24 protein-coding genes and 1 pseudogene are annotated in these 25066 nt (G+C 68.7%); 15 read left to right on the top strand and 10 right to left on the bottom strand.

What is annotated here, in order from left to right; genetic code table 11:
• Nucleotides 1-14: 14 nt before the first annotated feature.
• The gene (locus tag JL108_RS10235) at nucleotides 15-461 is read right to left on the bottom strand and encodes a universal stress protein (protein WP_205198187.1); all 447 of its coding nucleotides are present in this window, start codon (nucleotides 459-461) and stop codon (nucleotides 15-17) included.
• A 195-nt stretch (nucleotides 462-656) separates the two neighbouring features.
• Here JL108_RS10235 and JL108_RS10230 point away from each other — a divergent pair, with 195 nt between their 5' ends.
• The 5 genes from JL108_RS10230 (at nucleotide 657) to JL108_RS10210 (ending at nucleotide 5027) form a co-directional block, all read left to right on the top strand.
• A complete protein-coding gene (locus tag JL108_RS10230) occupies nucleotides 657-1784 on the top strand; it encodes a GAF domain-containing sensor histidine kinase (RefSeq protein WP_205198186.1) in 1128 nt (375 codons plus the stop codon).
• A gap of 152 nt (nucleotides 1785-1936) precedes the next feature.
• Nucleotides 1937-2566: a response regulator transcription factor gene (locus tag JL108_RS10225; RefSeq protein ID WP_205198185.1), complete on the top strand. Its 630-nt coding sequence runs from the start codon at nucleotides 1937-1939 to the stop codon at nucleotides 2564-2566.
• Nucleotides 2567-2614: 48 nt separating this feature from the next.
• Nucleotides 2615-3892 carry a serine hydroxymethyltransferase gene (gene glyA, locus JL108_RS10220; protein WP_205198184.1) on the top strand — a complete coding sequence of 426 codons (1278 nt, stop codon included), beginning with the start codon at nucleotides 2615-2617 and terminating at the stop codon, nucleotides 3890-3892.
• Nucleotides 3893-3894: 2 nt separating this feature from the next.
• Nucleotides 3895-4671, top strand: coding sequence for an SURF1 family protein (locus tag JL108_RS10215; RefSeq protein ID WP_205198183.1), 777 nt, complete (start codon nucleotides 3895-3897; stop codon nucleotides 4669-4671).
• Nucleotides 4668-5027 carry a DUF3817 domain-containing protein gene (locus tag JL108_RS10210; protein WP_143914891.1) on the top strand — a complete coding sequence of 120 codons (360 nt, stop codon included), beginning with the start codon at nucleotides 4668-4670 and terminating at the stop codon, nucleotides 5025-5027. Before JL108_RS10215 ends, JL108_RS10210 begins: the two co-directional genes overlap by 4 nt.
• A 6-nt stretch (nucleotides 5028-5033) precedes the next feature.
• Here JL108_RS10210 and JL108_RS10205 read toward each other — a convergent pair whose 3' ends face one another.
• Nucleotides 5034-5837, bottom strand: coding sequence for an IclR family transcriptional regulator (locus tag JL108_RS10205; RefSeq protein WP_205198182.1), 804 nt, complete (start codon nucleotides 5835-5837; stop codon nucleotides 5034-5036).
• A gap of 179 nt (nucleotides 5838-6016) precedes the next feature.
• On the opposite strand from JL108_RS10205, the gene ccrA reads away from it, so the two are divergent.
• The 7 genes from ccrA to JL108_RS10170 are packed head-to-tail and all read left to right on the top strand — an operon-like array spanning nucleotide 6017 to nucleotide 14602.
• On the top strand, nucleotides 6017-7291 hold the full coding sequence (ccrA, locus tag JL108_RS10200; protein ID WP_205198181.1) for a crotonyl-CoA carboxylase/reductase: 1275 nt from the start codon (nucleotides 6017-6019) through the stop codon (nucleotides 7289-7291).
• Between the two features lie 34 nt (nucleotides 7292-7325).
• Nucleotides 7326-8138: an enoyl-CoA hydratase/isomerase family protein gene (locus JL108_RS10195; RefSeq protein WP_185973234.1), complete on the top strand. Its 813-nt coding sequence runs from the start codon at nucleotides 7326-7328 to the stop codon at nucleotides 8136-8138.
• Complete coding sequence (locus JL108_RS10190) at nucleotides 8138-10243, top strand: acetate--CoA ligase family protein (protein ID WP_205198180.1); 2106 nt, start codon at nucleotides 8138-8140, stop codon at nucleotides 10241-10243. Before JL108_RS10195 ends, JL108_RS10190 begins: the two co-directional genes overlap by 1 nt.
• A 2-nt stretch (nucleotides 10244-10245) precedes the next feature.
• Nucleotides 10246-11058, top strand: coding sequence for an ABC transporter ATP-binding protein (locus JL108_RS10185; RefSeq protein ID WP_143914887.1), 813 nt, complete (start codon nucleotides 10246-10248; stop codon nucleotides 11056-11058).
• Entirely contained in the window at nucleotides 11058-11903 is an 846-nt protein-coding gene (locus JL108_RS10180) for an ABC transporter permease (protein ID WP_205198179.1), read from the top strand. Before JL108_RS10185 ends, JL108_RS10180 begins: the two co-directional genes overlap by 1 nt.
• Before the next feature lie 25 nt (nucleotides 11904-11928).
• The gene (locus tag JL108_RS10175) at nucleotides 11929-13008 is read left to right on the top strand and encodes an ABC transporter substrate-binding protein (RefSeq protein ID WP_205198178.1); all 1080 of its coding nucleotides are present in this window, start codon (nucleotides 11929-11931) and stop codon (nucleotides 13006-13008) included.
• A gap of 1 nt (nucleotide 13009) precedes the next feature.
• A complete protein-coding gene (locus JL108_RS10170) occupies nucleotides 13010-14602 on the top strand; it encodes a thiamine pyrophosphate-binding protein (protein ID WP_205198177.1) in 1593 nt (530 codons plus the stop codon).
• 146 nt (nucleotides 14603-14748) lie between these two features.
• Here JL108_RS10170 and JL108_RS10165 read toward each other — a convergent pair whose 3' ends face one another.
• Nucleotides 14749-15522, bottom strand: coding sequence for an enoyl-CoA hydratase/isomerase family protein (locus tag JL108_RS10165; RefSeq protein ID WP_307837238.1), 774 nt, complete (start codon nucleotides 15520-15522; stop codon nucleotides 14749-14751).
• Complete coding sequence (locus tag JL108_RS20220; RefSeq protein WP_275888621.1) at nucleotides 15519-15644, bottom strand: hypothetical protein; 126 nt, start codon at nucleotides 15642-15644, stop codon at nucleotides 15519-15521. Before JL108_RS20220 ends, JL108_RS10165 begins: the two co-directional genes overlap by 4 nt.
• A gap of 74 nt (nucleotides 15645-15718) precedes the next feature.
• On the opposite strand from JL108_RS20220, the gene JL108_RS10160 reads away from it, so the two are divergent.
• Nucleotides 15719-16237 carry a peptidylprolyl isomerase gene (locus tag JL108_RS10160; RefSeq protein WP_143914882.1) on the top strand — a complete coding sequence of 173 codons (519 nt, stop codon included), beginning with the start codon at nucleotides 15719-15721 and terminating at the stop codon, nucleotides 16235-16237.
• A gap of 88 nt (nucleotides 16238-16325) precedes the next feature.
• Nucleotides 16326-17174, top strand: coding sequence for a rhomboid family intramembrane serine protease (locus JL108_RS20475; protein ID WP_205198175.1), 849 nt, complete (start codon nucleotides 16326-16328; stop codon nucleotides 17172-17174).
• Between the two features lie 260 nt (nucleotides 17175-17434).
• Here JL108_RS20475 and JL108_RS10150 read toward each other — a convergent pair.
• Nucleotides 17435-17677, bottom strand: a pseudogene (locus JL108_RS10150) (cell division protein CrgA); the annotation flags it as partial.
• A 62-nt stretch (nucleotides 17678-17739) separates the two neighbouring features.
• Here JL108_RS10150 and JL108_RS20470 point away from each other — a divergent pair.
• Nucleotides 17740-18492, top strand: a complete 753-nt coding sequence (locus tag JL108_RS20470; RefSeq protein WP_307837237.1) for a DUF881 domain-containing protein — start codon at nucleotides 17740-17742, stop codon at nucleotides 18490-18492.
• Between the two features lie 153 nt (nucleotides 18493-18645).
• Here the strand turns inward: JL108_RS20470 and pknB are convergent, their stop codons facing one another.
• From pknB to JL108_RS10120, 5 genes are read right to left on the bottom strand one after another with little or no spacing between them, the layout of a single operon-like run.
• Nucleotides 18646-20370, bottom strand: a complete 1725-nt coding sequence (gene pknB, locus JL108_RS10140) for a Stk1 family PASTA domain-containing Ser/Thr kinase (protein WP_205198173.1) — start codon at nucleotides 20368-20370, stop codon at nucleotides 18646-18648.
• A 46-nt stretch (nucleotides 20371-20416) separates the two neighbouring features.
• Entirely contained in the window at nucleotides 20417-21883 is a 1467-nt protein-coding gene (locus tag JL108_RS10135; protein WP_205198172.1) for a penicillin-binding protein 2, read from the bottom strand.
• Complete coding sequence (locus tag JL108_RS10130) at nucleotides 21880-23256, bottom strand: FtsW/RodA/SpoVE family cell cycle protein (RefSeq protein ID WP_205198171.1); 1377 nt, start codon at nucleotides 23254-23256, stop codon at nucleotides 21880-21882. Before JL108_RS10130 ends, JL108_RS10135 begins: the two co-directional genes overlap by 4 nt.
• Nucleotides 23253-24563, bottom strand: a complete 1311-nt coding sequence (locus JL108_RS10125) for a PP2C family serine/threonine-protein phosphatase (RefSeq protein ID WP_205198170.1) — start codon at nucleotides 24561-24563, stop codon at nucleotides 23253-23255. The genes JL108_RS10130 and JL108_RS10125 overlap by 4 nt, the downstream gene beginning before the upstream one ends.
• Entirely contained in the window at nucleotides 24564-25061 is a 498-nt protein-coding gene (locus JL108_RS10120; RefSeq protein WP_143914707.1) for an FHA domain-containing protein, read from the bottom strand.
• Between the last annotated feature and the right edge of the window lie 5 nt (nucleotides 25062-25066).

Genomic DNA, 25066 nt, shown 5'->3' with positions numbered 1-25066 from the left:
TTTCCGCAGGTGATCTAGCTGCCGACGTCCTCGGCGGGAGCCGGGACGGCGACGACGATGGTGGTGGAGTGGGTGAGGCAGTAGTGGCTCACCGAGCCTTGGAAGACCCGGCTCAGGCCCTTGTGCACCTGAGTGCCGACGACGAGCAGTGCCGCGTCGCGCGATGCCTCGACGAGCACCGGCCCCGGCATTCCGCTCACGACGGACAGCTTGCGAGGACTGTCGGCCTGGTCGAGCGGTCCGATGACGTCCTCGACCCACTGTTGGGCATTGGCGCGGGCGTCGTTCTCCATCGCCAGCCACGGGATCGCGTAGCCGCCCATCGCTTCGGCGGCGTCGATCTGCCAGCTGTGGACCATGTGGAGCTCGGCGCCTCGTAGATCGGCCTCGTGGGCGGCCCATCGCAGGGCCGCGGCACCGGCTCGGCTTCCGTCGACTCCGACGACGATCGTGGTGCTCATGATGTGTCCTTTCCTTCTGACACCTCCACTCTCCTCGTCGGCGAGACGTGCTGACAGGGCCGAGCGATGTGTCTGCTCGGGACGAAAGTCCCGGTCCGATCGGGACCTCTAGCGGTCCGCCGTCGTACCCCCAGACGCGTACCGGGGCGCCGGTAGAGCCACGTGACAGCAGTGACAGGCCTCTAGGCTGAGACCGTGGACGAGCGGCGGTGGGAACATGTGCTCGCGGCGGTGACCGATCTGGCGGCCGGCCGAGAGCTCGACGAGCTGATCGAGTCGATCGTCCAACGAGCCTGTGAGGTCACGGGCGCTCGATACGGCGCGCTGGGCGTCATCGATCCGGCTGCCAGCGAACACCGGCTGGCGCGTTTCACGACGTACGGGATCGATGACGAGACCCGGGCGCGGATCGGTGATCTGCCCGAGGGCCGCGGTCTGCTGGGTCATCTCATCGATCACCCGCATCCGCTCCGGCTGGACGATCTGCGCGAGCATCCGTCGTCGGTGGGGTTCCCGCCGCATCATCCGCCGATGACGAGCTTCCTCGGGGTTCCGGTGCACGTGGGCGAGGCGGTCTACGGCAATCTCTACCTCACCGGCAAGGACGGTGGCTTCGAGGTCGCCGACGAGCGCCTGGTGATCGCCCTCGCGGCCGCGGCGGGCGTGGCGATCGCCAATGCCCAGCTCTACGCCGCGCTGTTGGACGCGCGTGAGGAGCACGCGCAGCTCGCGGTGTACGCCGATCGCGATCGCATCGCCCGCGACCTGCACGATGTCGTGATCCAGCGGTTGTTCGCCACCGGCCTGTCCCTGGGTCGCTCCTCGCGGCGGATCGACGATCCGGCCGCGAGCGAGAGGGTCGCCGAGGCGATCGAGGAGATCGACGGCACGATCCGCGAGATCCGGCGCACCATCTTCGAGCTCGGCGACCGTACGGATCTGGTCAGCGCGATCCACCGGGTGGTCGAGACGGCCGCCGAGGCCCTCGAGCACCCGCCGACGGTCGAGATCGAGGGAGATCTCGAGGCCCTGGACCCGGCATTGGGCCAGCATGTGCTCGCGGTCGTCCGGGAGGGCCTGACCAATGTCGCTCGGCACGCTCATGCGGAGCACGTCACCGTCGAGATCCGGGTCGGCGCGGACGAGCTGAGCGTGTGCGTGGTCGATGACGGCCGTGGCATCTCCGCGCGCCCGCGCCGCGACAGCGGACTGCGGAATCTGCGCGAGCGCGCGCAGGCCCGCGACGGATCGGTGGCGGTGATCCCGCTGGCCCGCGGCGGCACCCAGCTGACCTGGCGCGTACCCGTCTCTCGCCTCTCCTGATCGCTGGGCGGTGACTTACGCACCCCTGACGTTGCTGCGCGGTGGGTTACGCACCCCTCGACCGCGTTGAGACGTGCGCAACCCACCGCCCACCGGGTCTGAGAGGTGCGTAAGTCACCGCCCGCGACCCGGCGATGGCCTAGATTGGAGGCGTGGAGACGACGCGGATCTTCCTGTTGGACGACCACGAGGTGGTGCGTCGCGGTATTCGCGATCTCTTGGAGGACGAGCCGGACCTGACGGTGGTCGGCGAGGCCGGTACCGCCGCGGACGCCCTCGCGCGTGTCCCGGCGGTGGCGCCCGATGTCGCGGTGCTCGACGCGCGCCTCCCCGACGGATCGGGCATCGAGGTCTGCCGCGAGATTCGTCGCCGACAGCCCGATGTGGCCGTGCTGATCCTCACCTCCTATGAGGACGACGACGCGCTCTTCGAGGCGATCAGCGCTGGTGCCGCCGGGTTCCTGCTCAAGCAGGTACGCGGAACCGATCTCATCGACGCCGTGCGGCGGGTCGCCGCCGGACAGTCGCTACTGGACCCGGCCGTCACACATGCCGTGCTCGAGCGGCTCCGTGCGAAGCCGCAGGATCCGCTGTCCGAGCTGAGCGATCAGGAACGACGCGTCTTCGTCCACCTGCGCGAGGGCTCGTCCAACCGGGAGATCGCCGAGGCGATGGTGTTGTCGGAGAAGACAGTCAAGAACTACGTGTCGACGATCCTCGCCAAGCTGGGACTCGAACGTCGTGCCCAGGTCGTGGTCTTCGCGCAACAGCACGGCATCTAAGCCCGATGCCGGGACGAGCTTGTCGTCAGGGCCGGATACTCTAGGGATATGAGCCATGACGCGCACCTCGTCGACTTCGATCCCGAGATTGCCTCGCTCCTCGATGCCGAGCTGAACCGCCAGCAGAGCACCCTGGAGATGATCGCCTCGGAGAACTTCGCGCCCGTCGCCGCCCTCGAGGCGCAGGGCAGCGTGCTCACCAACAAGTACGCCGAGGGTTACCCCGGCAAGCGGTACTACGGGGGTTGCGAGTTCGTCGATCAGGTCGAGCAGATCGCGATCGACCGGCTCAAGGAGCTCTTCGACGCCCGGTACGCCAATGTGCAGCCGCACTCGGGGGCGAGTGCCAATGCGGCCGCGCTCCATGCCCTCGCGAGCGCCGGCGACACCATCCTCGGTCTCGACCTCGCCAACGGCGGCCACCTCACGCACGGCATGAAGCTCAACTTCTCCGGGCGCCTCTACCACGTCGTCCCGTACCACGTGGTGCCCGAGACGGGCCTGGTCGACATGGACGAGGTCCGCGCTCTCGCGATCGAGCACCGGCCCAAGGTCATCATCGCGGGGTGGTCCGCTTACCCGCGCCAGCTCGACTTCGGCGCCTTCCGCGCGATCGCCGACGAGGTCGGTGCCAAGCTGTGGGTCGACATGGCGCACTTCGCCGGTCTCGTGGCAGCCGGTCTGCACCCCAGCCCGCTCCCCCACGCGCACCTGGTCACCACCACCACGCACAAGACCCTCGGTGGTCCGCGTGGCGGGGCGATCCTCACCAATGACGAGGAGGTCGCCAAGAAGATGCGCTCGGCGGTCTTCCCCGGGCAGCAGGGCGGTCCGCTCGAGCACGTGATCGCCGCCAAGGCCGTCGCCTTCAAGATGGCGCTCGAGCCCGAGTTCGCCGACCGCCAGCAGCGCACGCTCGACGGCGCGCGCATCCTGGCCGAGCGGCTGCTGGCCGATGACGCCAAGGCCGCCGGCATCCAGGTGCTGAGCGGGGGCACCGATGTCCACCTCGTGCTCGTCGACCTCCGTGACTCCGAGCTCGACGGACAGCAGGCCGAGGACCGCCTCGACGCCGTCGGCATCACGGTCAACCGCAACGCGGTGCCCAATGACCCGCGGCCCCCGATGGTCACCTCGGGCCTCCGCGTCGGCACGCCGGCGTTGGCGACCCGCGGTTTCGGCACCGACGAGTTCCGTGAGGTCGCCGACATCATCGCCGAGGCGCTCCAGCCCGGTGAGGTCGACGTCGACGGGCTGCGCAAGCGGACCGCCGCCCTGGCCGATCGCTTCCCGCTGTACCCCGGCGTCAAGCCCTTCACGGCCTGACCTTGACCGGCGAGCGCCCTCTCTCGACCTGGCGGCTGTGGTTCCGGCCGTCGATGATCGGGCTGCACGCCTTCGCGATCCTCGCGATCGCGGTCTGCGTGGTCGCCGGATCCTGGCAGCTGGGCGTGTACGACGCTCGGCAGTCCGAGCAGCGCGCCGATGTCCAGGAGGTACCGACCGCTCCCCTCGACGAGGTCTGGGGCCCCGACGACGTCTTCACCTCGGTGCAGCAGCGCCGTCCGGTGACCGTCACGGGCCAGTTCCGTCCGGCGGAGGAGCAGATCTGGGTGACGGACCAGGAGCAGGCCGGTGAGGGCGAGGGCAGCTGGCTCGTCGCGCCGGTCATGGTCGACGGCTCGGCCCTGCTCGTCGTGCGCGGGTGGACGGCCGAGGAGCCGGAGTCCTTCCCCGATGTCCCCCAGGGAATGGTGACCTTCGACGGCGTCCTCCAGCCGAGTGACACCCCGGCGGGCCGTTTCGACCCCGAGACCCGCACGATCGGTTCGGTACGGGTGCAGACCCTCATCAACGAGCTGCCCTACGACCTGTGGTCCGGCTACGCCCTCGGCGAGGACGAGGCGATCGTCCCGGCCGGGTTCGCCGCACCGGCCATCCCCGAGCCGGAGGTCTCCTGGACGGCTGGCGGCCGCAATCTCGGCTACGGATTGCAGTGGTGGGTGTTCGGCGGCTTCGTCGTCTTCATGTGGTGGCGGATGGGCCGCGAGTCCGTCGAGACCGCGCGCTCCGCATTGGACCGCGGCGATACGCTGACGACGTGACTTCCGAGCCGCAGACGACCGTGTCGCAGAAGGACGGGCTCCTCCGGGCCTATCAGGTGATGGCGACGATCGTCGGCATCAACCTCATCCTCGTGATGGCGGGCTTCCTCGGCAAGCTCGCCACCGACCACGGCTTCTTCCACGACAATGCCGGCGTCTTCCTGGTCATCGACCAGCTGCACGGACTGCTGTTCATCGTGCTCGTGGTGCTGGTGGCCAGGCTGACCCTGCGGCAGAGGTGGAGCTGGCTCTACATGGTCAGTGTGCTGTTGCTCGCCTGCATCCCGCTGGTCTCGTTCTGGTCGGAGCGCCGCACCACGCATCGGGTGCAGCGCGACCGTTCTCCCTCCTCCTAACCGCCCTCACCGCCGGGCGCCGTCATCGGCCTGCCGTTCGAGCTGGCCCTCGATCGTCGCGGCGGTGGCACGGAGCTGATCGACGATCTCGGAGAAGTCGCTGGGTGCCTCGACCATCGTCGGACGGGCGGCGGCAATCGCCGCGACGATCCGGCCGTCGTGGTGGATGGGCACCGAGGCGGCGTGCAGTCCGACCTCGTTCTCGCCCAGATTGGTCGCGTATCCGAGACGGCGCACCTCCTCGAGCTGCTGCTCGAGCTCACCGAGGTCGGCGATCGTGTGCTCGGTGACCTTGGGCGGGTCCTCCGGGTACAGGGTCGCGAGATGATGGGGCGGCAGTGCCGCGAGCAGCACCTTGCCGCTGCTGGTGCTGTGCGCCGGCGACCGTGACCCGATCCGGACGCTGACCCGCACCGGCCGGGGACTTTCGCACCCGTCGATGAAGCGGATGTCCGTGCCCTCCAGGACCGACAGGTGGACCGTCCAGCCTTGGGCGTTCGCGAGCCTCTCGATGTGCGGCATGCTGGCGCGCCTCAGTTCCTGATGATCGGTCGACGCGAGTGCGATCTCGACGAGGACCTCGCCGGGGAGGTAGACCCGCTTGATCGGGTCGTGCCGCAGGAACCCCAGATAGGTCAGGGTCGACAAGAGCCGGTGGGCTGTGGACCGCGCCACCCCGAGACGATCGCTGACCTCCGTGACGCGCAGCCGCGGCGAGTTACGGAGCCATAACAGGATGCGCAGGGCGTTCTCGGCCGACTCGACGAGATAGGGCGGCCGTGCCGCATCGTCCCCCTCAACGTATCGCATAGCAGAACATTACACCGATGATGTTGTTGTTAACAGAACGTTTCACGTCAAACCTCATTTGTTCTGTTCTAAAGAATTAACGCGGATGACATTTCCTTCCAGTGATACTCGTGCTTTGATATTGCCAGATCAACGATGTGACACGCGCCACAGGCTGGTGCGGCAATGGAGGAGAACCCGTGGACGACGTCCGAAGCCCTGTATCGACCTTCACCGGCTCAGTGCCGCTCGGTGAGCTGCCCGAGCCCGGAGAGGTTCCCAGCACCATGACCGCGCTCGTGGTTCGGGCGGAACGCTTCGGCGATCCCGAGCAGGCCTTCCAGGTCGAGACCGAGGTCCCTGTGCCGGCCCTCGGCCCCCACGAGGTGCTGATCGGCGTCAAGGCCGCCGGCGTCAACTACAACAACGTCTGGGCCGCCCGCGGCTATCCGGTCGACGTGATCGGGGCCCGGCAGCGTGCCGGGGAGCCCGAGGACTTTCACATCGGCGGCTCGGATGCCTCCGGCATCGTCTATGCCACGGGCTCCGAGGTCGAGGGCATCGAGATCGGCGACGAGGTCATCGTGCACCCGGGTTACTGGGACCAGCAGGATCCGTGGATCGCGGCGGGCAAGGATCCGATGATCGCCCCCAGCGCCCAGATCTGGGGCTACAACACGAACTACGGCTCCTTCGCCCAGTTCGCACGGGTTCAGGCCCACCAGGTGCTGCCGAAGGCCGCCCACCTCTCGTGGGCCGAGGCCGCCGCGCCGACCCTCGTCGGCACCACGGCGTATCGGATGCTGCACGGCTGGCAGGGCAATACGGTCCAGCCCGGGGACCTCGTCCTGGTGTGGGGCGGCTCGGGTGGACTCGGCACGCAGGCGATCCAGCTGGTGAACCAGGCCGGCGGCCAGGCGGTCGCCGTCGTCTCGGACGACGAGCGTGGCCGCTACGCCGAGAAGATCGGCGCGATCGGCTATATCGACCGGAACGACTACGGCCACTGGGGCGTGCCGCCGCTCGTCGACGACCGCGCCGGGCAGAAGGAGTGGACTTCCGAGGCGCGCCGCTTCGGCAAGCGCATCTGGGAGATCGCCGGTGAGCGCAAGGATCCGGCCATCGTCTTCGAGCACCCCGGCGGCACGACCGTGCCGACCAGCGTCTTCGTCTGCGAGTCCGGCGGCATGGTGGTCATCTGCGCGGGCACCAGCGGCTACGACGCGATGGTCGATCTGCGCTACCACTGGACCCGCCAGAAGCGCCTGCAGGGCAGCCACGGCACCAATGACGAGCAGGCGAAGGCCTACAACGATCTCGTCCGCGCCGGTGAGATCTCCCCGTGCCTCGGGCGGACCGTCCGCTTCGACGAGCTGCCGCAGGCCCACGCGGCCATGGGCCGCGGCGAACAGGTCTTCGGCAATGTCGTCGGCCTCGTCGGGGCCGTCGACGAACACGACGGCCGCTCTGCCTGACCCCCTTCCCCTGCTGACGAACGGAGCACGACCCATGCACTACGACGACCTGAACGTCTCTCGCGAGAACGGCGTCACCACGATCACCATCAACCGGCCCGAGAAGCACAATGCACTGCGGCAGCAGACCTTCGCCGAGCTCGGTGCGGCGGTCGCCGCGGCGGGCGCGGACAAGGAGACGCGCGTCATCGTCCTGACGGCCGCCGGCTCGCGGATCTTCTGCTCGGGCATCGACCTCGAGGCCGACGGACTCCCGGCGACCACCGAGGAGTGGGACGACCACACCAAGGGAAATGCCGATGTCATCCGCAGCATCTGGTACTGCGACAAGCCGGTCATCACCGCCCTCAACGGCGGCGCCATCGCCGGCGGCTGCAATCTGGCGATGGTCGGCGACCTGACGATCGCCGCCGACACTGCCTTCCTGTCCGAGCCGGAGATCCGCCACGGCGCCCTCTCGCCGCTGCTGATGCTGCCGTGGCTGATGAGCTTCAAGGGATTCAACGAGCTCTACCTGACGGGAGACCGCCTCGACGCGGCCCGGGCCCGCGAGGTCGGCCTGGTCAACTATGTGGTCGCGCCCGAGGACCTCGCACGGGAGGCGCAGCGTCTCGCCGAGCGGGTGGCCAATGCCCCGATGTACGCGCTCACCCTCGCCAAGCGCGCCGTGCGGCTCACCCTCGACATCCAGGGCTTCAAGGCGGCCCAGGATGCCCACCGCTATATCGACACGATCCTGCTCGGATCGCAGGGTGTCGTCGAGAAGGAGCGGATCATGGCCGTCCTCGCGGAGGACGGCATGGGCGCCTTCCTCCGCGCGAGGGACACGCCGTACGGGGAGCGATGATGGACGACCTGCGCACGCTGCTCGACCCGGTCTCCATCGCGGTCGTGGGCGCATCCCCTCGCGGGAACCGCGGTCTGCAGATCATCGAGAACCTGCAGCGCTTCGGCTCCTCGGCGCGGATCTATCCCGTCCATCCGCGGGAGACCACGATCGCCGGGCTGACGGCCTACCCCGACGCGGCGTCGTTGCCCGAGACCTGCGAGTTCGTCGCGATCGCCCTCGATGCCGATCGCTCCCTCGACGTGCTGGAGGAGTTCGTGGCCGCCGGCACCCGGGCGGGGTCGCTCATCGCCAGCGGCTTCGGGGAGGGCGGAAGCGGCGCCGAACAGCGGCGCCGCCTGGACGACATCCTCACCGAGTCCGGATTCCTGCTGTGCGGCCCGAACTGCTACGGGATCCTCAACGCCACGTCCGGATTCGCTGCCTACAGTGGCCAGCTCGTCGAGCCCTTCACCCGAGGGAATGTCGCCCTGGTCATGCAGTCCGGGGCGCTGACGCACTCGGTGACCGACTCGGCCGTGGGCCGCGGCCTCGGCCTGAGCCACCTCATCACCACCGGCAACGAGGCGGGCGTCGGTCTCGGACGTTATGTGCGGGCGCTGGCCCACGACGAGAATGTCGGCGTCATCGGCCTGTTCATCGAGGGGCTGCGCGATGTCGAGGAGTTCAGCTCCGCGGCCATCGAGGCCGCCGAAGCCGGCAAGCCGGTGGTCGCCCTCACTGTCGGCCGGTCCGCCCTGGGACAGCAGGCCGCGCTCGCCCACACCGGTGCGATCGCCGGCCAGGGATCGGCACTGGCCGGTCTGCTGCGGCGGTGTCATGTCGTCCAGGTCGACGACCTCGACGAGTTCCGCGAGACGCTGCTGCTCTTCTCCGCGGGATTGGTGCCCTCGGCCCCAGCGGCGGCGATCACGTCGATCTCCGGCGGCGGCACGGGCCTTTTGGCCGATCTGTCCGAGGACCTCGGCCTTCCGGTCGCTGAGCTGAGCGACGACTCCCATGAGAGCCTGGCCGCGGCCCTGCCGGGCTTCGCGACCGTCGCCAATCCGCTCGACCTGACCGGTGCCTCGGTCGAGGATCCCACCATCGCCATCCAGGCCCTGGATCTCCTCAAGGCCGACCCGGGAGTCGGCGTCGTGGCCCTCGCACTGAACGTCCTGCGCGGATCCGCAGGCCAGGAGTCGCTCTACCGCGAGCAGGCCGATCTGCTCGCCAAGTGCGCGGCGAACCCCGGGGCTCCGGTGCTCGCCTTGAGCCTGACGACCGGAGCGGCCGACGACGTCGTCGTCGACACCCTCACGCGCAGCGGCGTGCCGGTGCTATCGGGCGCCCGGGCCTCGATCGCGGCGATCACGGCCTGGCTCGCATGGCATGGCCGTGGTCGCCCGGCGCCGCTCGGCACCGGGATCACCGGGGATGTCGTGTCCTGGGACGGCGGACCTGTCGCGGCCGGGGCCCAGGCCATGGACCTGCTCGCTGAGGCGGGCGTGCCCACCCCCGCGTCGATCCTGGTCTCCTCCGCCGCGGAGGCCGTCGAGGCGTGGGACTCGCTCACCCCGCCCGTGGTGCTGAAGCTGGAGGCGGCCGGTCTCTCCCACAAGACCGAGGTCGGCGGGGTCGTCACCTCGATCGGATCCTGTGAACAGCTGATCGAGGAGGTCTCGCGCATGCGCGAGACCGTGCGGACGCGGGCCCCGGAGCTCGCCATCGACGGGTTCCTGCTCCAGGAGCAGGTCCAGGCGGACACGGTCGAGTGCATCGTCGGCGTCGTGCGTGACCCGCAGGTGGGGTTGGTGCTCACGGTCGCACCCGGAGGAGTATTGGCCGAGCTGATGGGTCCCGCTGTCACCGTGCCGGTTCCGGCGGTGCGGCAGGACATCGAGGAGCTCATCGACTCCTCGCCGCTGGCCACGCTGCTCGATGGCTACCGCGGCGCGGCGGCCAAAGATCGCTCGGCATTGGTAGATCTGGTCGAGCGCTTCGGCCGGCTCGCTGATCGATGCGGTTCCGACCTCGCGGCGGCGGAGCTCAATCCCGTCCTCGTAGGTGCCGAAGGAGACGGGGCGGTCGCGGTCGACGCCCTGTTCGTGAAGGAGGAGTTATGAGAATGACCACCACCGACCCAGCCCAGATCGACCGGCCCGAGGACGATCGGCTCATCTCGATCCGCGGGGCGACCCTCGCCTACCCCACGGCCAGTGGCGAGCCCGTCCAGGCCCTCGATCCGATCGACCTGGACGTCGCGAAGCAGGCCTTCGTCTCGCTCGTCGGTCCGTCCGGCTGTGGCAAGAGCACCCTGCTGAAGATCCTCGCGGGACTGCTCCGGCAGAGCAAAGGGGATGTCACCCTCAGCGGCACGCCGCTGAGCGGCCCGTCGCCCCACGTCGGCGTGGTCTTCCAGCAGCCGGTGCTGTTGCCGTGGCTGACCATCCTCAACAACGTCCTCCTGCCGATCCGAGTGCAGAAGCGCGATGTCGACCAGTACCGCGAGCGCGCGCGTGAACTGCTCTCCATGGTGGGCCTCGACGGCTTCGAGTCGCGCTATCCGTCCGAGCTGTCCGGCGGCATGCAGCAACGCGTCGGCATCGTGCGCGCCCTCGTGCCGGACCCGGAGATCCTCCTGATGGACGAGCCCTTCGGTGCCCTCGACGCGCTCACCCGCGAGCAGCTCAACGACGATCTGCAGACCATCTGGGCCGAGCAGCGCAAGACGGTCTTCTTCATCACGCACTCCATCCCGGAGGCGGTCTATCTCAGCGACCGTGTCCTGGTGATGTCCGAACGTCCTGGCCGGATCGTCGGCGACTTCACCGTGGACCTTCCCCGCCGCCGCACCCTCGACGATGTCGCGACCCCCGCGTTCGCCGAGCTCACCTCGCAGATCCGCCATCTGCTCAACGCCAAAGGAGGGATCGACTGATGTCCGTCGACACTGCCACCGTCGCCGCCCAGACCCGCGAGGACGCACCGCGCAAACGACGCCGCTCGACCAAGGGATCGGGTGACTGGATCGCCGTCATCGGCACCTTCGTCGTCGTGGTCGGCGGCTGGGAGGCGGTCGTGCGGATCGCCGATATCTCCGCGATCGTCCTGCCGCCGCCGTCGCTCATCGCCGTCAAGCTCTACGAGGGGATCGTGTACGGCACCTTCCTGCCCAATCTCGGCTATACGCTCACCGAGACGGTCCTCGGCTTCGCCATCGCGGCGCTGCTCGGCATCACCCTGGGGGCGCTGGTCGCCGAGATCCGCTGGGTGCGCCGAGCCGTCTACCCCTACATCGTCGCCTTTCAGACGGTGCCGAAGATCGCGCTCGCGCCGCTGCTGGTCATCTGGTTCGGCTTCGGCATGACCAGCAAGGTGATCGTCGCGGTGACGGTGGCCTTCTTCCCGGTCATCGTCAACACGATCGAGGGGCTGCAGAACACCGATCACCAGCGGATCGACATGATCCGGGCGATGGGGGCGGGACGCTTCGAGGCGTTCCGCCGGGTGAAGCTGCCCTCCGCGCTCCCGTACATCTTCGCCGGGCTCGACGCGGCGATCGTGCTCTCCCTGCTGGGCGCTGTGGTCGGCGAGTTCATGGGCTCACGGGCCGGACTCGGCAACCAGATCCTCATCTTCAACTCGGTGCTGGACATCGCCGGATCCTTCGCGGTGCTGATCCTGCTCTCGGTCATCGGGTTCCTGCTGCATCTCATCCTCGTCATGGTCCAGAAGCGCGTCGTGTTCTGGACCCAGGTCCACGCCGTCTCCAGCGGCGCCTAATCCGTCCCCCTCAGGAGTCAGATCCATGAACGCACTGTCCAAAGTCACCTGCTCGACCGCCGTCGCGATGACGGCCGTCCTCGCCCTGTCCGCCTGCGGCGGCTCATCGGGCGAGGGTGAGAACGAGAGCATCGTCGTCGCCATGGGCCACGAGGCGCCGTACCCCGGCGAAGAGGCCGTCATGTACGCCATCCCGAAGGGTCTCGGGCTGTTCGAGGACTACGGCATCGACGTGGACTACCAGCCCACGGCGGGCTCCGCGGTCGCCATCCAGCTGGTCCAGGCCGGTGAGGCCGATCTCGGTCAGGGCAACCCGTCCTCGGTGATGGCGGCCATCAACAAGGATGTCGACATCACCATCACCTACAACATCATCCCCGAGTACGGATCGGGTCTGGCGGTGCTCCCCGACAGCGCCATCGAGTCCCCGGACGATCTCGCGGGCACCACCATCGGCGTCGCGTCGCTGTCCTCCTCGCGTCTTCCCGAGGCGCAGGCCATGGCGGCCGAGGCGGGGCTCAGCGATGACGTGGAGTTCGTCGCCGTCGGTGTCGGCGCGCAGGCGGCGAGCGCACTCAGCTCGGGCAAGGTCGACGGGCTGTACCTCTGGGACGCCGCCTATCAGTCCATCCAGCTCGGTGGCACGGATCTGCGGGTCATCCGCGATGTGTTCCCTGAGGCCGACCAGCTGCTCGACTTCGTCCAGTACGCCAGCGGCGATGCGATCGAGAACAAGAGCGACGCCCTGGAGAAACTGGGGCGGGCTGGGGCGGTCGCCCAGGTGTGGGCCAAGGACAACCTCGAGGAGGCCCTCGACATGTTCTATGACGAGTTCCCCAATGCGCGATCCGACGGTGAGGGCCGCGAACGGGACCTGGCCATCTTGAAGTTCACGCTGGAGCAGTTCGATCCCGAGGGCAGCGCGCAGTCGGGCTTCGGTGACACGCCGAAGGATCGCACCGATGTCACGGCGGCCTTCCTCGCCGACAACGATCTGCTCCCCGAGGCGCTGCCGGCCGATGAGTATGTGGACAACAGCTTCGTGGAGGCCTACAACGAGGACATCGCTGCCGAGGTCGAGCGGATCTCGAAGGAATCGCGGTGAGATGAGGATCTACGAGGGCCTGGTCCGGGCGCTGCGGTCGGTGGGGGCCGATACGGTCTTCGGGCTGATGGGCGACGGCAATCTCGACCACGTGGTGACCTTCTCGGCGGCCGGGGGACGGTTCGTCCCCGTGCTGCACGAGGGCGGAGCCGTCAGCATGGCCGACGGCTGGTCGAGGACGACCGGGACGATCGGTGTCGCCTCCGTGACCCACGGCCCGGGGTTCACCAACACCCTGACCGCACTGACCGAGGCGGCGCGAGCGCACAGCCGCGTGCTGCTGCTCACCGGCGATACGCCCGAGGGCAGCGAGCATCTGCAGCGCTTCGATCTGCGGTCGGCCACCGAGCTCACCGGAGCGCGCTATGTGCGCGTCACCGAGGAGGGTGCCGCCGACCAGATCGCCGGGGCGCTCGATCAGGTCCGCACGGGTCCGGGGCCGGTGGTGCTCGACGTTCCGCTCGCGGTCGGCGGACGGGAGTTGCGTGGGTCTGTGGCATCGGCTCTGCCGGGCCGCGGCATCGACGTGACCGTCCTCGACGAGGATGCCCTCGATGCCGCGGTCGGTGTCCTCGCTTCGTCCCGCCGGCCGGTCGTCCTGGCGGGACGAGGAGCGGTGCTGTCCGAGGCACGCGGATCGCTGCTGGACCTCGCTGCCCGGCTCGGCGCACCGGTGGCCACCTCGTTGCTCGCGCGGGAGTACTTCGCGGGGGATGCGCGCGATCTCGGCATCGCCGGGACTCTGAGCGATCCGGCCACCCTCGACCTGCTGCTGCGCTCGGACTGCATCGTCTCCTTCGGGGCGAGCCTGAATCGCTTCACGATGGCGGAAGGGGCGCTGGCATCGGGCCGCGGCATCGTCCAGGTCGACCTCGACAAGGACGCCTTCGGCCGGCACGTGCGGCCGGATGCCGTGGTCCAGGGCGACGCGGCGGGGGTGGCCCGGGCGATGGTCGAGCTGCTCGCCGAAGCCGGGATCCAGCGTGAGGACTGGCACGCGGGTGTGCCGGCACCGTCAGCGGCCGCACCGCCGGTAGCGGCACGAGGGACGGTCGACGCGGGGGCGGCGATGGACGAGCTGAACCGGCTCCTTCCCGCGGAGCGGCTCGTCGTCACCGATACCGGGAGATTCGTGTACACGGCGTGGCGCCGGCTCGGTGTCGCGCACCCCTCGTCCTTCGTCCACACGCTCAACTTCGCGTCGATCGGACTGGGCGTCGCGACGGGTATCGGGGCGTCGGCGGCGCATCCGGATCGGCTCACGGTGGTGGTCGCCGGCGACGGCGGCGGGATGATGGGGCTGGGCGAGCTCACCACGGCCGTGCGCGAACGGCTCCCGCTGCTCATCGTGATCGTCGACGACGGGTCGTACGGCATGGAGCATCACGCGCTGCGGCAGGCGGGCCTCGACACCGACTACGCCCGGACCTCGTGGCCGAGCTTCGCCGATGTCGCGCGCGGCTACGGGGCCGAGGCGCACACGATCACCGATCTCGATCAGCTGCGCGATGTGCTGGAGCATCTGCCCGCAGTGCCCGCGGGTCCCGTGCTGATCGACCTCGTGGTGGACCCGGAGGCGATGGTCGCCGAGTAACCCCACCCCGTGAGCGGTGAGTTACGCACGTCTCAACCCGGTGGGCGGTGGGTTACGCACCTCTCAACCGTGTCGAGAGGTGCCTATCTCACCGCCCACGGTCGGGAGAGGTGCGTATCTCACCGCCCACGAGGTGGAGGTGCGGGTCAGCGACCGTGGAAGGTGGCGTTGCCGGGTCCGTCGGCCAGGAAGGACTCCATGCCGTGGCGCAGGTCTTCGGTGTCGAAGAGGGCGGACGCGACCGAGGTCGTGGCGGCGTTCGCGGCCGGCACTCCCCCGGCCTCGTACTGGCGCAGGATGTCCTTGGCGGCGCCGAAGGCCTTCGTGGGGCCGTCGGCGAGACCCTCGGCGAAGGATCGGACGTCGTCCTCGAAGGAATCGACCCCGTAGACCCGGTTGACGACATTCCAGCGTTCGAGCATGGCCGCGTCGTACTGCGCGCCGGTGAAGACGAACTCCTTGGCGCGGGCGACTCCCGCGCGGGACGCGAGCCGCTGCGTGCCGCCCATCGTGGGGGTCAGGCCGATCACCCGCTCGACCAGACCGAAGCGGGCCTTCTCGCTCGCGAGGAGCAGGTCGCAGGCCAACGCCACCTCGAAGGCCCAGGTGAGCGTCAGGGAGTGTGCCGCGAAGATCGTGGGGATCGGCAGCGCCTCGACACGGTCGGGGAGCTCGAGCATCCGATCGTAGAGTTCCTTGGTGGTCTCACGGCTGCCACGGGAGTTGAACTCGGAGACATCGACGCCGCCCGAGACGATCTTGCCCTCGGCGCGGATGACCAGAACGCGCGGCGGATCGGCCTCGACCTGCTCCAGCGCGACATCGAATTCCTCGTGCAATCGCAGCGAATAGAGGTTGACCGGCGGGTCGGAGAAGGTGAGGGTGGCGATCCCGCTGTCGCGGGTGAGCTCGACGCTCACCGCAGGCCGGCCGCGGCCGAGGACGGGTCGAAAGAGCCGCCCTTGTCGGCCGTGATCTTGCGGTAGACGACGACAGCGGCAGCGGCGAGTGCGCCGAGGACGACGAGACGACGAACAGACATGCCCACCACCGTAACGGTCCTGGTTGCCGGCTCGTGGGAGGATAGGAGAAAGCCCCCCGAAAGAAGGACCAGCAGTGCCCCTCAGCGCGACCCTGCACACCAATCGCGGCGACATCGTCGTGGACCTCTTCGAGCACCAGGCCCCGGTCACGGTGCAGAACTTCGTCGGCCTCGCCGAGGGCGGCAAGGAGTGGCTGGACCCCGAGACGCAGCAGGTCACCACACGGCCGCTGTACGCCGATGTGATCTTCCACCGTGTCATCGACGGCTTCATGATCCAGGGCGGTGACCCGCTCGGCAAGGGCACGGGCGGCCCCGGCTACGAGTTCGCGGACGAGTTCCACCCGGACTTGCAGTTCGACCGTCCCTACCTGCTCGCGATGGCCAATGCCGGCCCGGGCACCAATGGATCGCAGTTCTTCATCACCGTCGGCGCCCAGCCCCACCTGAACCGACGACACACGATCTTCGGCGAGGTGTCCGGCGATGAGAGCCGGGCCGTGGTCGATGCCATCGCCACCACCCCGACCGATCGCTTCGACCGGCCGACCGAGCCCGTCGTGATCGAGTCGGTGACCATCGACCGGTCGTGACCGAGCACAGCGAGGGCGGAGCGGGCGGCATGATGCCGCCCGCTCGTTCTCGCTGTTCGGTGGCGCAGCGTCTCGCCGGGGTGGCGATGTGACGCAACCCGCCGAGAACCATCGCTGCTACCGGCATCCCGATCGCGAGGCCTATATCCGGTGTCAGCGATGTGACCGGTACATCTGCCCGGAGGACATGCGCGAGGCATCGGTCGGCTTCCAGTGCCCCGAGTGCGTGGCCGAGGGGCGTGCCTCGGTCCGTCAGCCGCGTACGGTGGCCGGCGGCGCCATCTCACTGAACACCAGCGCGGCGACACTCACGATCATCGGCATCAATGTCGCGATCCACCTCATCGTGTTCCTGACGGGTGGATGGTCCAGTCCGCTGAGCCAGCAGGGCGCGATGTCAGGGGTGCGGGTCGCCTTCTTCGACGAGTACTGGCGCCTGCTGACGGCGGCCTTCCTGCACTCGACGTGGCTGCATCTGGGCTTCAATATGTTCGCGCTGTACCTGTTCGGTCCGTTCATCGAACAGATCCTGGGGCGCGTGCGGTTCGTGCTGACCTATCTGACCCTCGCGGTCGCGTCCTCGGTCTTCGTCTTCTGGCTGTTCGCACCCGGTGGGGCGACCGTGGGTGCCTCGGGGGCCGTGTTCGGGATGTTCGGGCTCGCGTTGGTCTTCCTCATCCGGCAGCGACAGAATGTCACGGGCATGCTGGTGCTGCTGGGCATCAACGCGTTCATCAGCCTGCAGCCGGGCATCAGCTGGCAGGGGCATCTCGGGGGTTTCGTCACCGGAGTGCTGCTGGGACTGGTCTTCGCCTACGCCCCTCGCGAGCGGCGGACGCTCTGGCAGGCACTGGTCTTCGTCGCCCTGTGGATACTGATCGCCGGCGCCACGACCCTGCGTTCGCTCGAGCTCACCAGTACCTTCTTCGGTCTCTGACCTCACCCGCCCGCTGGGCGGTGAGCCGTCAACCACCGTCTCCGAGTTGACCTCGGTCCCCTTCCGCGATCGAATGACACCCGTGTAGTTATCCACAGCTGTGTGCACACATGTGGAGAGTTACACGGGTGTTATTCACACGGTTACCCCCAGCCGTGGACAACTTGATCGACGGGAATGACGAACGCGCCGGACATCGGGCCACGATGGAGCTCTCCATCGGCCCGACGCCCGGCGCGTCGGTCGAGTAGGGGAAGGGACTACTCCCACTTCATCGCGAACCCGAAGGCCGCGACGATGAAGCCCATGCCGATCGCCAGATTCCACTGGCCGAGATCGGAGTACCAGGGGATCGTGATGTCGGTGGAGCTGATCGTGTAGAACACCACGATCCACAGCAGACCGATGACGGCCGAGATGACCATGGCGGGTGCGGCCCAGCGATTGCCGATCTTCTGCGGCTTCGGTCCGCGGGACTCGTTCTTCTTGCGAAGGGGCACGGTCGTACTCCGATGGGTTCGGCGGCCAGGCGGCCGGTTCGGTGTTCTGCACTAGCCTAGTGCGCGTGGCGAGGCATGAGGAGTCCGGGCGCGATCGGCGCGTCCGGCGCGGCTGGCATCTCGGTGTGCTGGGCGTCAGCGTCGTGTGCGGATACGCCTTCGTCGCGGCCAATGTCACCTCCGACGGTCTGGACCTGCGTCCCGCGGGTGGCGATATCTCGACCCTGCTGTCCGATCGGGCGCGCGTGGTCGAGAAGCGTCAGGCCGATGCCTCCGCGCTCCAGCGTGAGATCGACCGTTTCACCGAGCAGGCCACGAGCTCGTCGGGGCTGGACGAGGCCCGCGAGCGGGTCCGTGCCCTGGAGCCGGTGAGCGGTTTCTCCGAGCTCACCGGGCCGGGGATGCGGATCACCCTGACCGATGCCCCTCGCGAGGTCGCCCCCGAGGGCGTGGACCCGAACTTCCTGGTGGTCCATCAGCAGGACATCCAAGCCTTCGTCAACGCCCTGTGGGCGGGGGGCGCCGAGGCGGTCACCCTCCAGGGACAGCGGCTCATCTCCACCACCGGCATCAAGTGCGTCGGCAACACCGTCGTGCTCGACGGCGTGCCCTACTCACCGCCCTATGTCATCGAGGCGATCGGAGATCCGGGCGACATGTCGATCGCCCTGTCCCAGTCGCCAGAGGTCGTGACCTACCGGGACTGGGCCGCGCGGTACCAGCTCGGCTACGACCGCAGCACGGTCGACGCGCTCGTGGCACCGGCGTACGAGGGCTCGCTCAATCTCGAGCACGCCCAGGTCAGCGAAGACGGCTAGCTCTAACCCCTCGGCCCGGCGGCGGTAGCTCATCAACCTATCGATCCGGGCGGCGGTAGCTGGTCAACCTTATCGAGTCGCGATGGGGTTGATGGTCTACCGCCACCCGGGGAGGTGGGGTTGATGGCTTACCGCCAGTCGGGAGTGACCCGCTTACCGGGGTGACGGGCTCCTCGGTGGTGAGGGAGAGGGCGACTCGTCGTCATCATCATTGGTCGACACGGTGATGGTGATCTCCGCACCCGGTGACACCTGGGTGCCGCTGCCGGGGTTCTGCGAGATGACCCGTCCATTGGGCTCGTCGGCATTCGCATCCTCGGTGATGTTCACCGTGAAGCCAGCGTCCTCGAGGGTCTTCTGGGCATCGTCGCGATCCTGGCCGACGACATTCGGCACCGCGACCTGGCCACGGGAGATGATCAAGGTGACGGTGCTGCCCTTGGGCAGCGACGTGCCGGCCGGCGGATTGGTGTTCAGCACAGTGCCGGCGGCGGCCTCGTTGTCGTTCTCCTGCCGTTCGACCTGGAATCCGGCATCGGCGAGGAGCTTCTCGGCCGAGTCGGCGTCATAGTCCCTCAGATTGGGGACCTCGACCTGTTCGGGACCGGTGCTGATGACCAGATCGACGGCCGAACCCTCGTCGACCGTCTCACCCTCGCCCGGTTCGGTGCGGATCACCTGGCCGGACTCGACATCGGGATTGGCCTCCTCGACGACATCGCCGACCTGCAGTCCTTCATTGTCGAGTGCCCGTGTGGCGGTCTGCTCGTCCATGCCGGCGACCGCGGGTACCGCGGTCTGAGCGACCGGATCGTCCTCGCTCTCGAACCAGCCCGCGAAGTAGCCGAAGCCGAGCGCGGCGATCAGTGCGATGAGCAGCACCGCCAACGCGATCCACCACTTCTTCTTGGACGGGGACCCCTCCTCGTCGGCATCCGCCGCGGTCGGTACCGCCGCGGCGGCGGCCGGTGCGACCGCGGTGGCACCGATCGCCTGTGTCGCCTGGGTGGGAGCGTCGACGTGCCCACCGGCCAGCACGCGCTCGATGTCCTTGCGCATGTCGGCCGCGCTGGAATAACGGTCGTCGACGCGCTTGGCGAGGGCCTTGGCGACGATGTGGTCGATCTCGAGGCTGACCTCGGGATTGAGCTGCGAGGGGGGCGTGGCCTCCTCGCGCACATGCTGATATGCCACGGAGACCGGGCTGTCGCCGACGAAGGGCGGACGGCCGGTCAACAGCTCGTAGAGCACGCAGCCGGTGGAGTAGATGTCGCTGCGGGCATCGACGGTCTCGCCGCGGGCCTGCTCGGGAGACAGGTACTGGGCGGTGCCGATGACGGCGGCCGTCTGCGTCATGGCGCTGGAGGAGTCGGCGATCGCGCGAGCGATGCCGAAGTCCATGACCTTCACCTGACCGGCCGGCGTCAGCATGATGTTGGCCGGCTTGATGTCGCGGTGGATGATGCCCGCGCGGTGGCTGTAGTCCAAGGCGCTGAGGATGTCGGCGGTGATCGACAGGGCGCGTTCGGGCATGATCTTGCGCCCGTCGCGCAGCACGTCGCGCAGCGTCCGGCCCTCGACGAGCTCCATGACGATGTACGGGATGTTGTTGCCGTGGATGTCCTCGGCCTCGCCGGTGTCGTAGACCGCGACGATGGAGGGGTGGTTCAGCGACGCCGCCGACTGCGCCTCGCGACGGAATCGTTCCTGGAAGGTCGGATCGGCCGCGAGGTCGGCGCGCAGTTGCTTGATCGCGACGGGGCGTCCCAGACGCAGGTCACGGCCTTCGCGTACGTCGGCCATGCCACCGCGACCCAGGAGGCCGCTGATTTCGTAGCGGTCTCCCAGTGGAACGGGGGTCTCGTCCGATTCGGTCATGCTGTTCAGTCTCCCAGACGGTGTTGGGCGGTGAGGGGGGTCAGGGTCATCGCAGGATCGCCTCCATGACGGCGCGGGCGATCGGGCCGCCGAGGCGCCCGCCTCCGATATCGGAGGTATTGCCCTCCAAGGACTCGACCATGACGGCGACGGCGACCTGCGGGTCGTCCGCCGGGGCGAAGCCGACGAACCAGGCATATGGCGGGCGGCCCTCGGCCGACTCGGCGGTGCCGGTCTTGCCGCCGACCTGGACGCCGGGGATCGCGGCGGGACCTCCGGTGCCGGAGTCCACGACCGACACCATCATGTCCTTGAGCTGGCCGGCCTTGCCGGCGCTCATGGCCTCGCTGAGACGCTCGGGCTTGGTCGTGTCGAGGACTTCCAGATTGGGCGCACGCACGGTGTCGACGAGATAGGGCGTCATCACGGAGCCGTCGTTGGCGATCCCCGCGGCGACCATCGCCATCTGCAACGGCGTGGCGGTGACCTCGTACTGACCGATGCCGGTCTGCGCGAGCTGCGTGTCCTCGAGATTCGAGCTCTGGCCGGTCACCAGGCTCTCGTTGGCGGCGATCCCGGAGATGGGGTCGGTGCCGAAGCCGAACTTCTCGGCCTGCTCGATGAGCTCGTCCTCGCCGACCTGATTGGCGAGGTCGCCGAAGGTGACATTGCAGGAGACCTCGAGGGCCTGGCGCAGCGTGATCGGATCGCCACCGCAGTTGCCGCCGCCCTGATTGGGCAGCGTGTAGGTCTTGCCCGGGAACGTGAGCTCCGCTCCGCCCTTGACCTGCGAATCGGGATTGAGGTCGAGATTCTCCATCGCCGCGGCGGCGGTGACCAGCTTGAAGGTCGAGCCCGGCGGGAGCGTGGCCTGGGTGGCGCGGTTGGCCATCGGCTGGTTGTCGTCATTGGTGAGCTGGTCCCAGGCGTCGTTGGTGGCCTGGAGGTCGTGGCTCGCGAGAGCGTTCGGGTCGTAGCTCGGCTGCGTCGCGAGGGCGAGGACCGCCCCGGTCTGCGGGTCGATGGCGGCGACCGCGCCTCGGGTGCCCTCGCCGAGGTCCCGCAGCCCTTCGGCGGCGGCGCGCTGCGCGACCGGGTCGATGGTCAGCTCCACGCTGCCGCCCTGGGGCTCCTGGTTGCCGAGCAGGTCGACGACCCTGTTGACGAAGAGCCGGTTGTCGTCGCCGGACAGGATGCTGTTCTGGCTGCGTTCGATCGCGCTCTGGCCGTAGATGTAGGAGAAGTAGCCCGTCAGCGGGGCGTAGAGCGGACCCTCGGGATACTGCCGCTGGAATCGCCAGCGGTCGTTCGAGGGGACGCTCTCGGCGATCGCCGTTCCATCGACGAGGATCGCCCCGCGCTCGCGGCTGAACTGCTCGTCCATGACGCGACGGTTGCCCTCGCGGGCGTTCAGGTTGTCGGCGTCCAGCGCCTGGATGTAGTTGACGTTGAACAGCAGCCCCACGAACATCACGAGACAGGCCACCGCGAGGATGCGGATCGGCTTGTTCACAGCTTCACCACCTGGGTCTGGTCATCCGCGTCGACGCGGGAGGTCTTCGGCGCGGGGCGCCGGGTCTGGTCACTGATGCGTAGCAGCAGCGCGATGATCGCCCAGTTCATGACGATCGACGATCCGCCCTGGGCGAGGAAGGGCGCCGTCAGGCCCGTGAGAGGGATGAGGCGCGTGACGCCTCCGGCGACGATGAAGACCTGGATCGCGAAGGACATCGTCAGGCCGATGCCGAGCAGCTTGCCGAAGCCGTCGCGGCAGGTCAGGGCGATCCGCAGGCCGCGTTCGACGATCAGGCCGTAGATCAGCAGGACCGCCATGAGCCCGGTGAGGCCGAGCTCCTCGCCGAGCGAGGCGAGGATGAAGTCGGAGAAGGAGAAGGGCGTGAGCTCCGGGCTGCCCAACCCCCAGCCGCGCCCGAGCACGCCGCCGTGGGCGAGCCCGAACAGTGCGCTGATGATCTGCCCGTTCTGGTCGGGATTGCTGAAGGGATCGAGCCACGCCTCGAAGCGCACACGCACGTGACCGAAGGCCGTGTAGCCGAACCACGCCCCGACCACGAACAACAGGGCGCCGACGACCAGCCATCCGGGACGTTCGGTGGCGACGTACAGCACCACCACGAAGAGCCCGAAGAACAGCAGCGAGGAACCCAGATCGCGCTGGAAGACCAGGATGCCGACGCTGATCAGCCAGCCGAGCAGGATCGGGCCCAGATCCCGGCCGCGCGGGAGGTCGATGCCGAGCAGCCGCTTGCCGGCCAGGGCGAGGACGTCGCGCTTCACGACGAGATAGCCGGCGAAGAAGATCGCCAGGCAGACCTTGGCGGCCTCGCCGGGCTGGAAGCTGAACGGGCCGAGGTGAATCCAGATGCGTGCGCCGTTGATCTCCTGGCCGATCCCGGGGAGGAGAGGGAGCAGCAGCAGACCGATCGCCACCAGTCCGAAGGTGTAGGTGAAGCCCTGGAGTCGGCGGTGGTCACGCACCACGACGAGCACCGCCGTGAAGGCCACGATGCCGACGAAGGTCCAGATCACCTGACCCGTCGCGAAGGCCCCGCGGTCGGGGTTGATCGCCTGCCGGCCGAGGTCGAGGCGATGGATCATCACCAGGCCGAGCCCGTTGAGACACAGGACGAGGGGCAGCAGCACAGGATCGGCATAGGGCGCGAAACGGCGTACGGCCAGATGGGCGCCGACGGCGGCCAGCACGAGACCCCCGATGAGCCGGTACGTGTCGGTGGGGATGGCGCCGGTGGTCCCGAGGCCGACGGCGATATAGCCGAAGACGCCGATGACCACGGCCATCAGGGTCAGGACCAGCTCGGCGCCGCGGCGCTTGCGTGGAGCGAGGGTGGGCGATTGATCGCTCATGGCGCCCCCTCCGTCGCCGGCTCGGTGGTGGCGCTCGGGGAGGCAGAGGGCGTGGGCTCGGGGAGTGAGGACTGCAGGTTCTCGACGATCTGGTCGGCGTCCTCGCGGCTGGCGGCGCTGATGCCGTCCTCGACCCGGCCCTGCTGGTAGTCCGGGAGGTCGGCGATCTCGATGTCGGTGCGCTCGTCGACCTGCTGCAGGGTGATGCCCGGGAGGGAGGCATCGACGCCGCGATAGATGGCGACCCGGCCGTCGTCCTCGGCGACGTAGTACTGCTGCTGGCTCCACTCGTAGGCCCAGTAGGCGACGCCTCCGGCGAGGCCGAGCAGGAGGAGGACGCCGATGGTCCACCGCACCCACCGCCAGCGGCTCGGCGGTCGGGGCGCGTAGCGGAGCTCCTCGGGGTCCTGCTGCTCGCGTCCCGTGGACGGATGCTCACCGGTGGTGTCGACCGGGGCTGCGACGGCGGCGACGGGGCCGGTCTCGTCGGACTGACGGGGTCGTGGGGCGTCGGCGGCGGCACCGACGATCTGCGGCTTGCCGTCGGCGCAGGCGAGTTCCGCGTCCGTCTCGTCCTCGGTCGTGGCCTCGACGAACTCTCCGATCACGACGGTGACATTGTCGACGCCTCCGCCCTCGAGGGCCAGCCGGACCAGCTCGGTCGCGGCGGCGTCGATCGACTCCAGGCGCATGGCCTGCTCGATGCCGTCGTCGTCGACCATGTCGGACAGCCCGTCGCTGCACAGCAGGTAGCGGTCCCCCGCGGACGGCTGCAACCAGGACAGGTCGGCCTCGTTGTCATCGCGGCCGAGCATGGCGCGGAGGAGCAGAGACCGGTGCGGGTGGACGCGGGCTTCCTCGCGGGTGATGCGTCCTTCGTCGACGAGGCTCTGCACGAAGGTGTGATCGGTGCTGATCTGGGCGAGGCGGCCTTCGCGGAGGCGGTAGACGCGCGAGTCGCCGATGTGCGCCCAGGCGAGCTTCTCGCCGTCCCAGAGCAGTGCCTCGAGCGTGGTGCCCATGCCCTCGACCGCCGGGTCGTCGGTGATGAGCTGTCCGAGGCGGTCGTTCGCGTGGTCGACGGCGGTGCCGAGGACGCTCAGCGCGTCGGTGTCCTCGGGCAGGTCCCGCTCGACCTCACCGCGGATGACGTTCAGGGTCTGCGAGGAGGCGAGGTCCCCGGCGGCGGCACCGCCCATCCCGTCGGCCAACAGCAGGAGCCGGCTGCTCGCGTAGCCGGAGTCCTGGTTGTTCGAGCGTCGCAGTCCTGTGTCGGTGAGTGCGACGTAGCGGTAGGTGAGTGCCATCTACTTGCGCAGCTCCACGATCGTCTTGCCGAGCCGCACCTGGGTGCCGAGCGGCACGGGGACCGGCGAGGTGATCCGCTGGCTGCCGATGTAGGTGCCGTTGGTGGAGCCCAGATCCTCGACGAACCACTGTTCGCCGTTGCTGGCGAAGCGGGCGTGACGCGTCGAGACGTAGTCGTCGTTGAGCCGGATCGCCGCGTCGGTGCCGCGACCGAGCAGCAGCGGCTCGTCACCGAGCGGCACGCTCTGTCCGGCATTGGGGCCGTCGACGATCTGCAGCACCGAGGGCCGGCCGCGGGCCCCGCGCTTCTTGGGCGTCTTCTTCTTGGGGGTGGCGGGTGTGGGGGTCTTGCCGGCCTTGGCCGCTTTGGCGACGGGCCGGGTGGGCACCCGGGTGCCGAAGATGTCGGTGCGGATCACCGAGACGGCGGACAGCACGAAGATCCACAAGACGGCCAGGAAGCCGAACTTGATGAGAGTCAGGGTCAGTTCGCTCATGGTGC

This window comes from Aeromicrobium sp. YIM 150415 (genome assembly GCF_016918125.1).
Lineage (GTDB): Bacteria > Actinomycetota > Actinomycetes > Propionibacteriales > Nocardioidaceae > Aeromicrobium > Aeromicrobium piscarium.
Note: the sequence above shows the minus strand (reverse complement) of the source record. Positions and strands in the feature narration are given on the sequence as shown.

Bases quoted from the DNA above. Each gene is read 5' to 3' on its own strand.
- JL108_RS10235 (WP_205198187.1), bottom strand. From the start codon at position 461: ATGAGCACCACGATCGTCGTCGGAGTCGACGGAAGCCGAGCCGGTGCC.
- glyA (WP_205198184.1), top strand. From the start codon at position 2,615: ATGAGCCATGACGCGCACCTCGTCGACTTCGATCCCGAGATTGCCTCG.
- JL108_RS10205 (WP_205198182.1), bottom strand. From the start codon at position 5,837: ATGCGATACGTTGAGGGGGACGATGCGGCACGGCCGCCCTATCTCGTC.
- JL108_RS10195 (WP_185973234.1), top strand. From the start codon at position 7,326: ATGCACTACGACGACCTGAACGTCTCTCGCGAGAACGGCGTCACCACG.
- JL108_RS10190 (WP_205198180.1), top strand. From the start codon at position 8,138: ATGGACGACCTGCGCACGCTGCTCGACCCGGTCTCCATCGCGGTCGTG.
- JL108_RS10185 (WP_143914887.1), top strand. From the start codon at position 10,246: ATGACCACCACCGACCCAGCCCAGATCGACCGGCCCGAGGACGATCGG.
- JL108_RS10180 (WP_205198179.1), top strand. From the start codon at position 11,058: ATGTCCGTCGACACTGCCACCGTCGCCGCCCAGACCCGCGAGGACGCA.
- JL108_RS10175 (WP_205198178.1), top strand. From the start codon at position 11,929: ATGAACGCACTGTCCAAAGTCACCTGCTCGACCGCCGTCGCGATGACG.
- JL108_RS10170 (WP_205198177.1), top strand. From the start codon at position 13,010: ATGAGGATCTACGAGGGCCTGGTCCGGGCGCTGCGGTCGGTGGGGGCC.
- JL108_RS20220 (WP_275888621.1), bottom strand. From the start codon at position 15,644: ATGTCTGTTCGTCGTCTCGTCGTCCTCGGCGCACTCGCCGCTGCCGCT.
- pknB (WP_205198173.1), bottom strand. From the start codon at position 20,370: ATGACCGAATCGGACGAGACCCCCGTTCCACTGGGAGACCGCTACGAA.
- JL108_RS10130 (WP_205198171.1), bottom strand. From the start codon at position 23,256: ATGAGCGATCAATCGCCCACCCTCGCTCCACGCAAGCGCCGCGGCGCC.
- JL108_RS10125 (WP_205198170.1), bottom strand. From the start codon at position 24,563: ATGGCACTCACCTACCGCTACGTCGCACTCACCGACACAGGACTGCGA.
- JL108_RS10120 (WP_143914707.1), bottom strand. From the start codon at position 25,061: ATGAGCGAACTGACCCTGACTCTCATCAAGTTCGGCTTCCTGGCCGTC.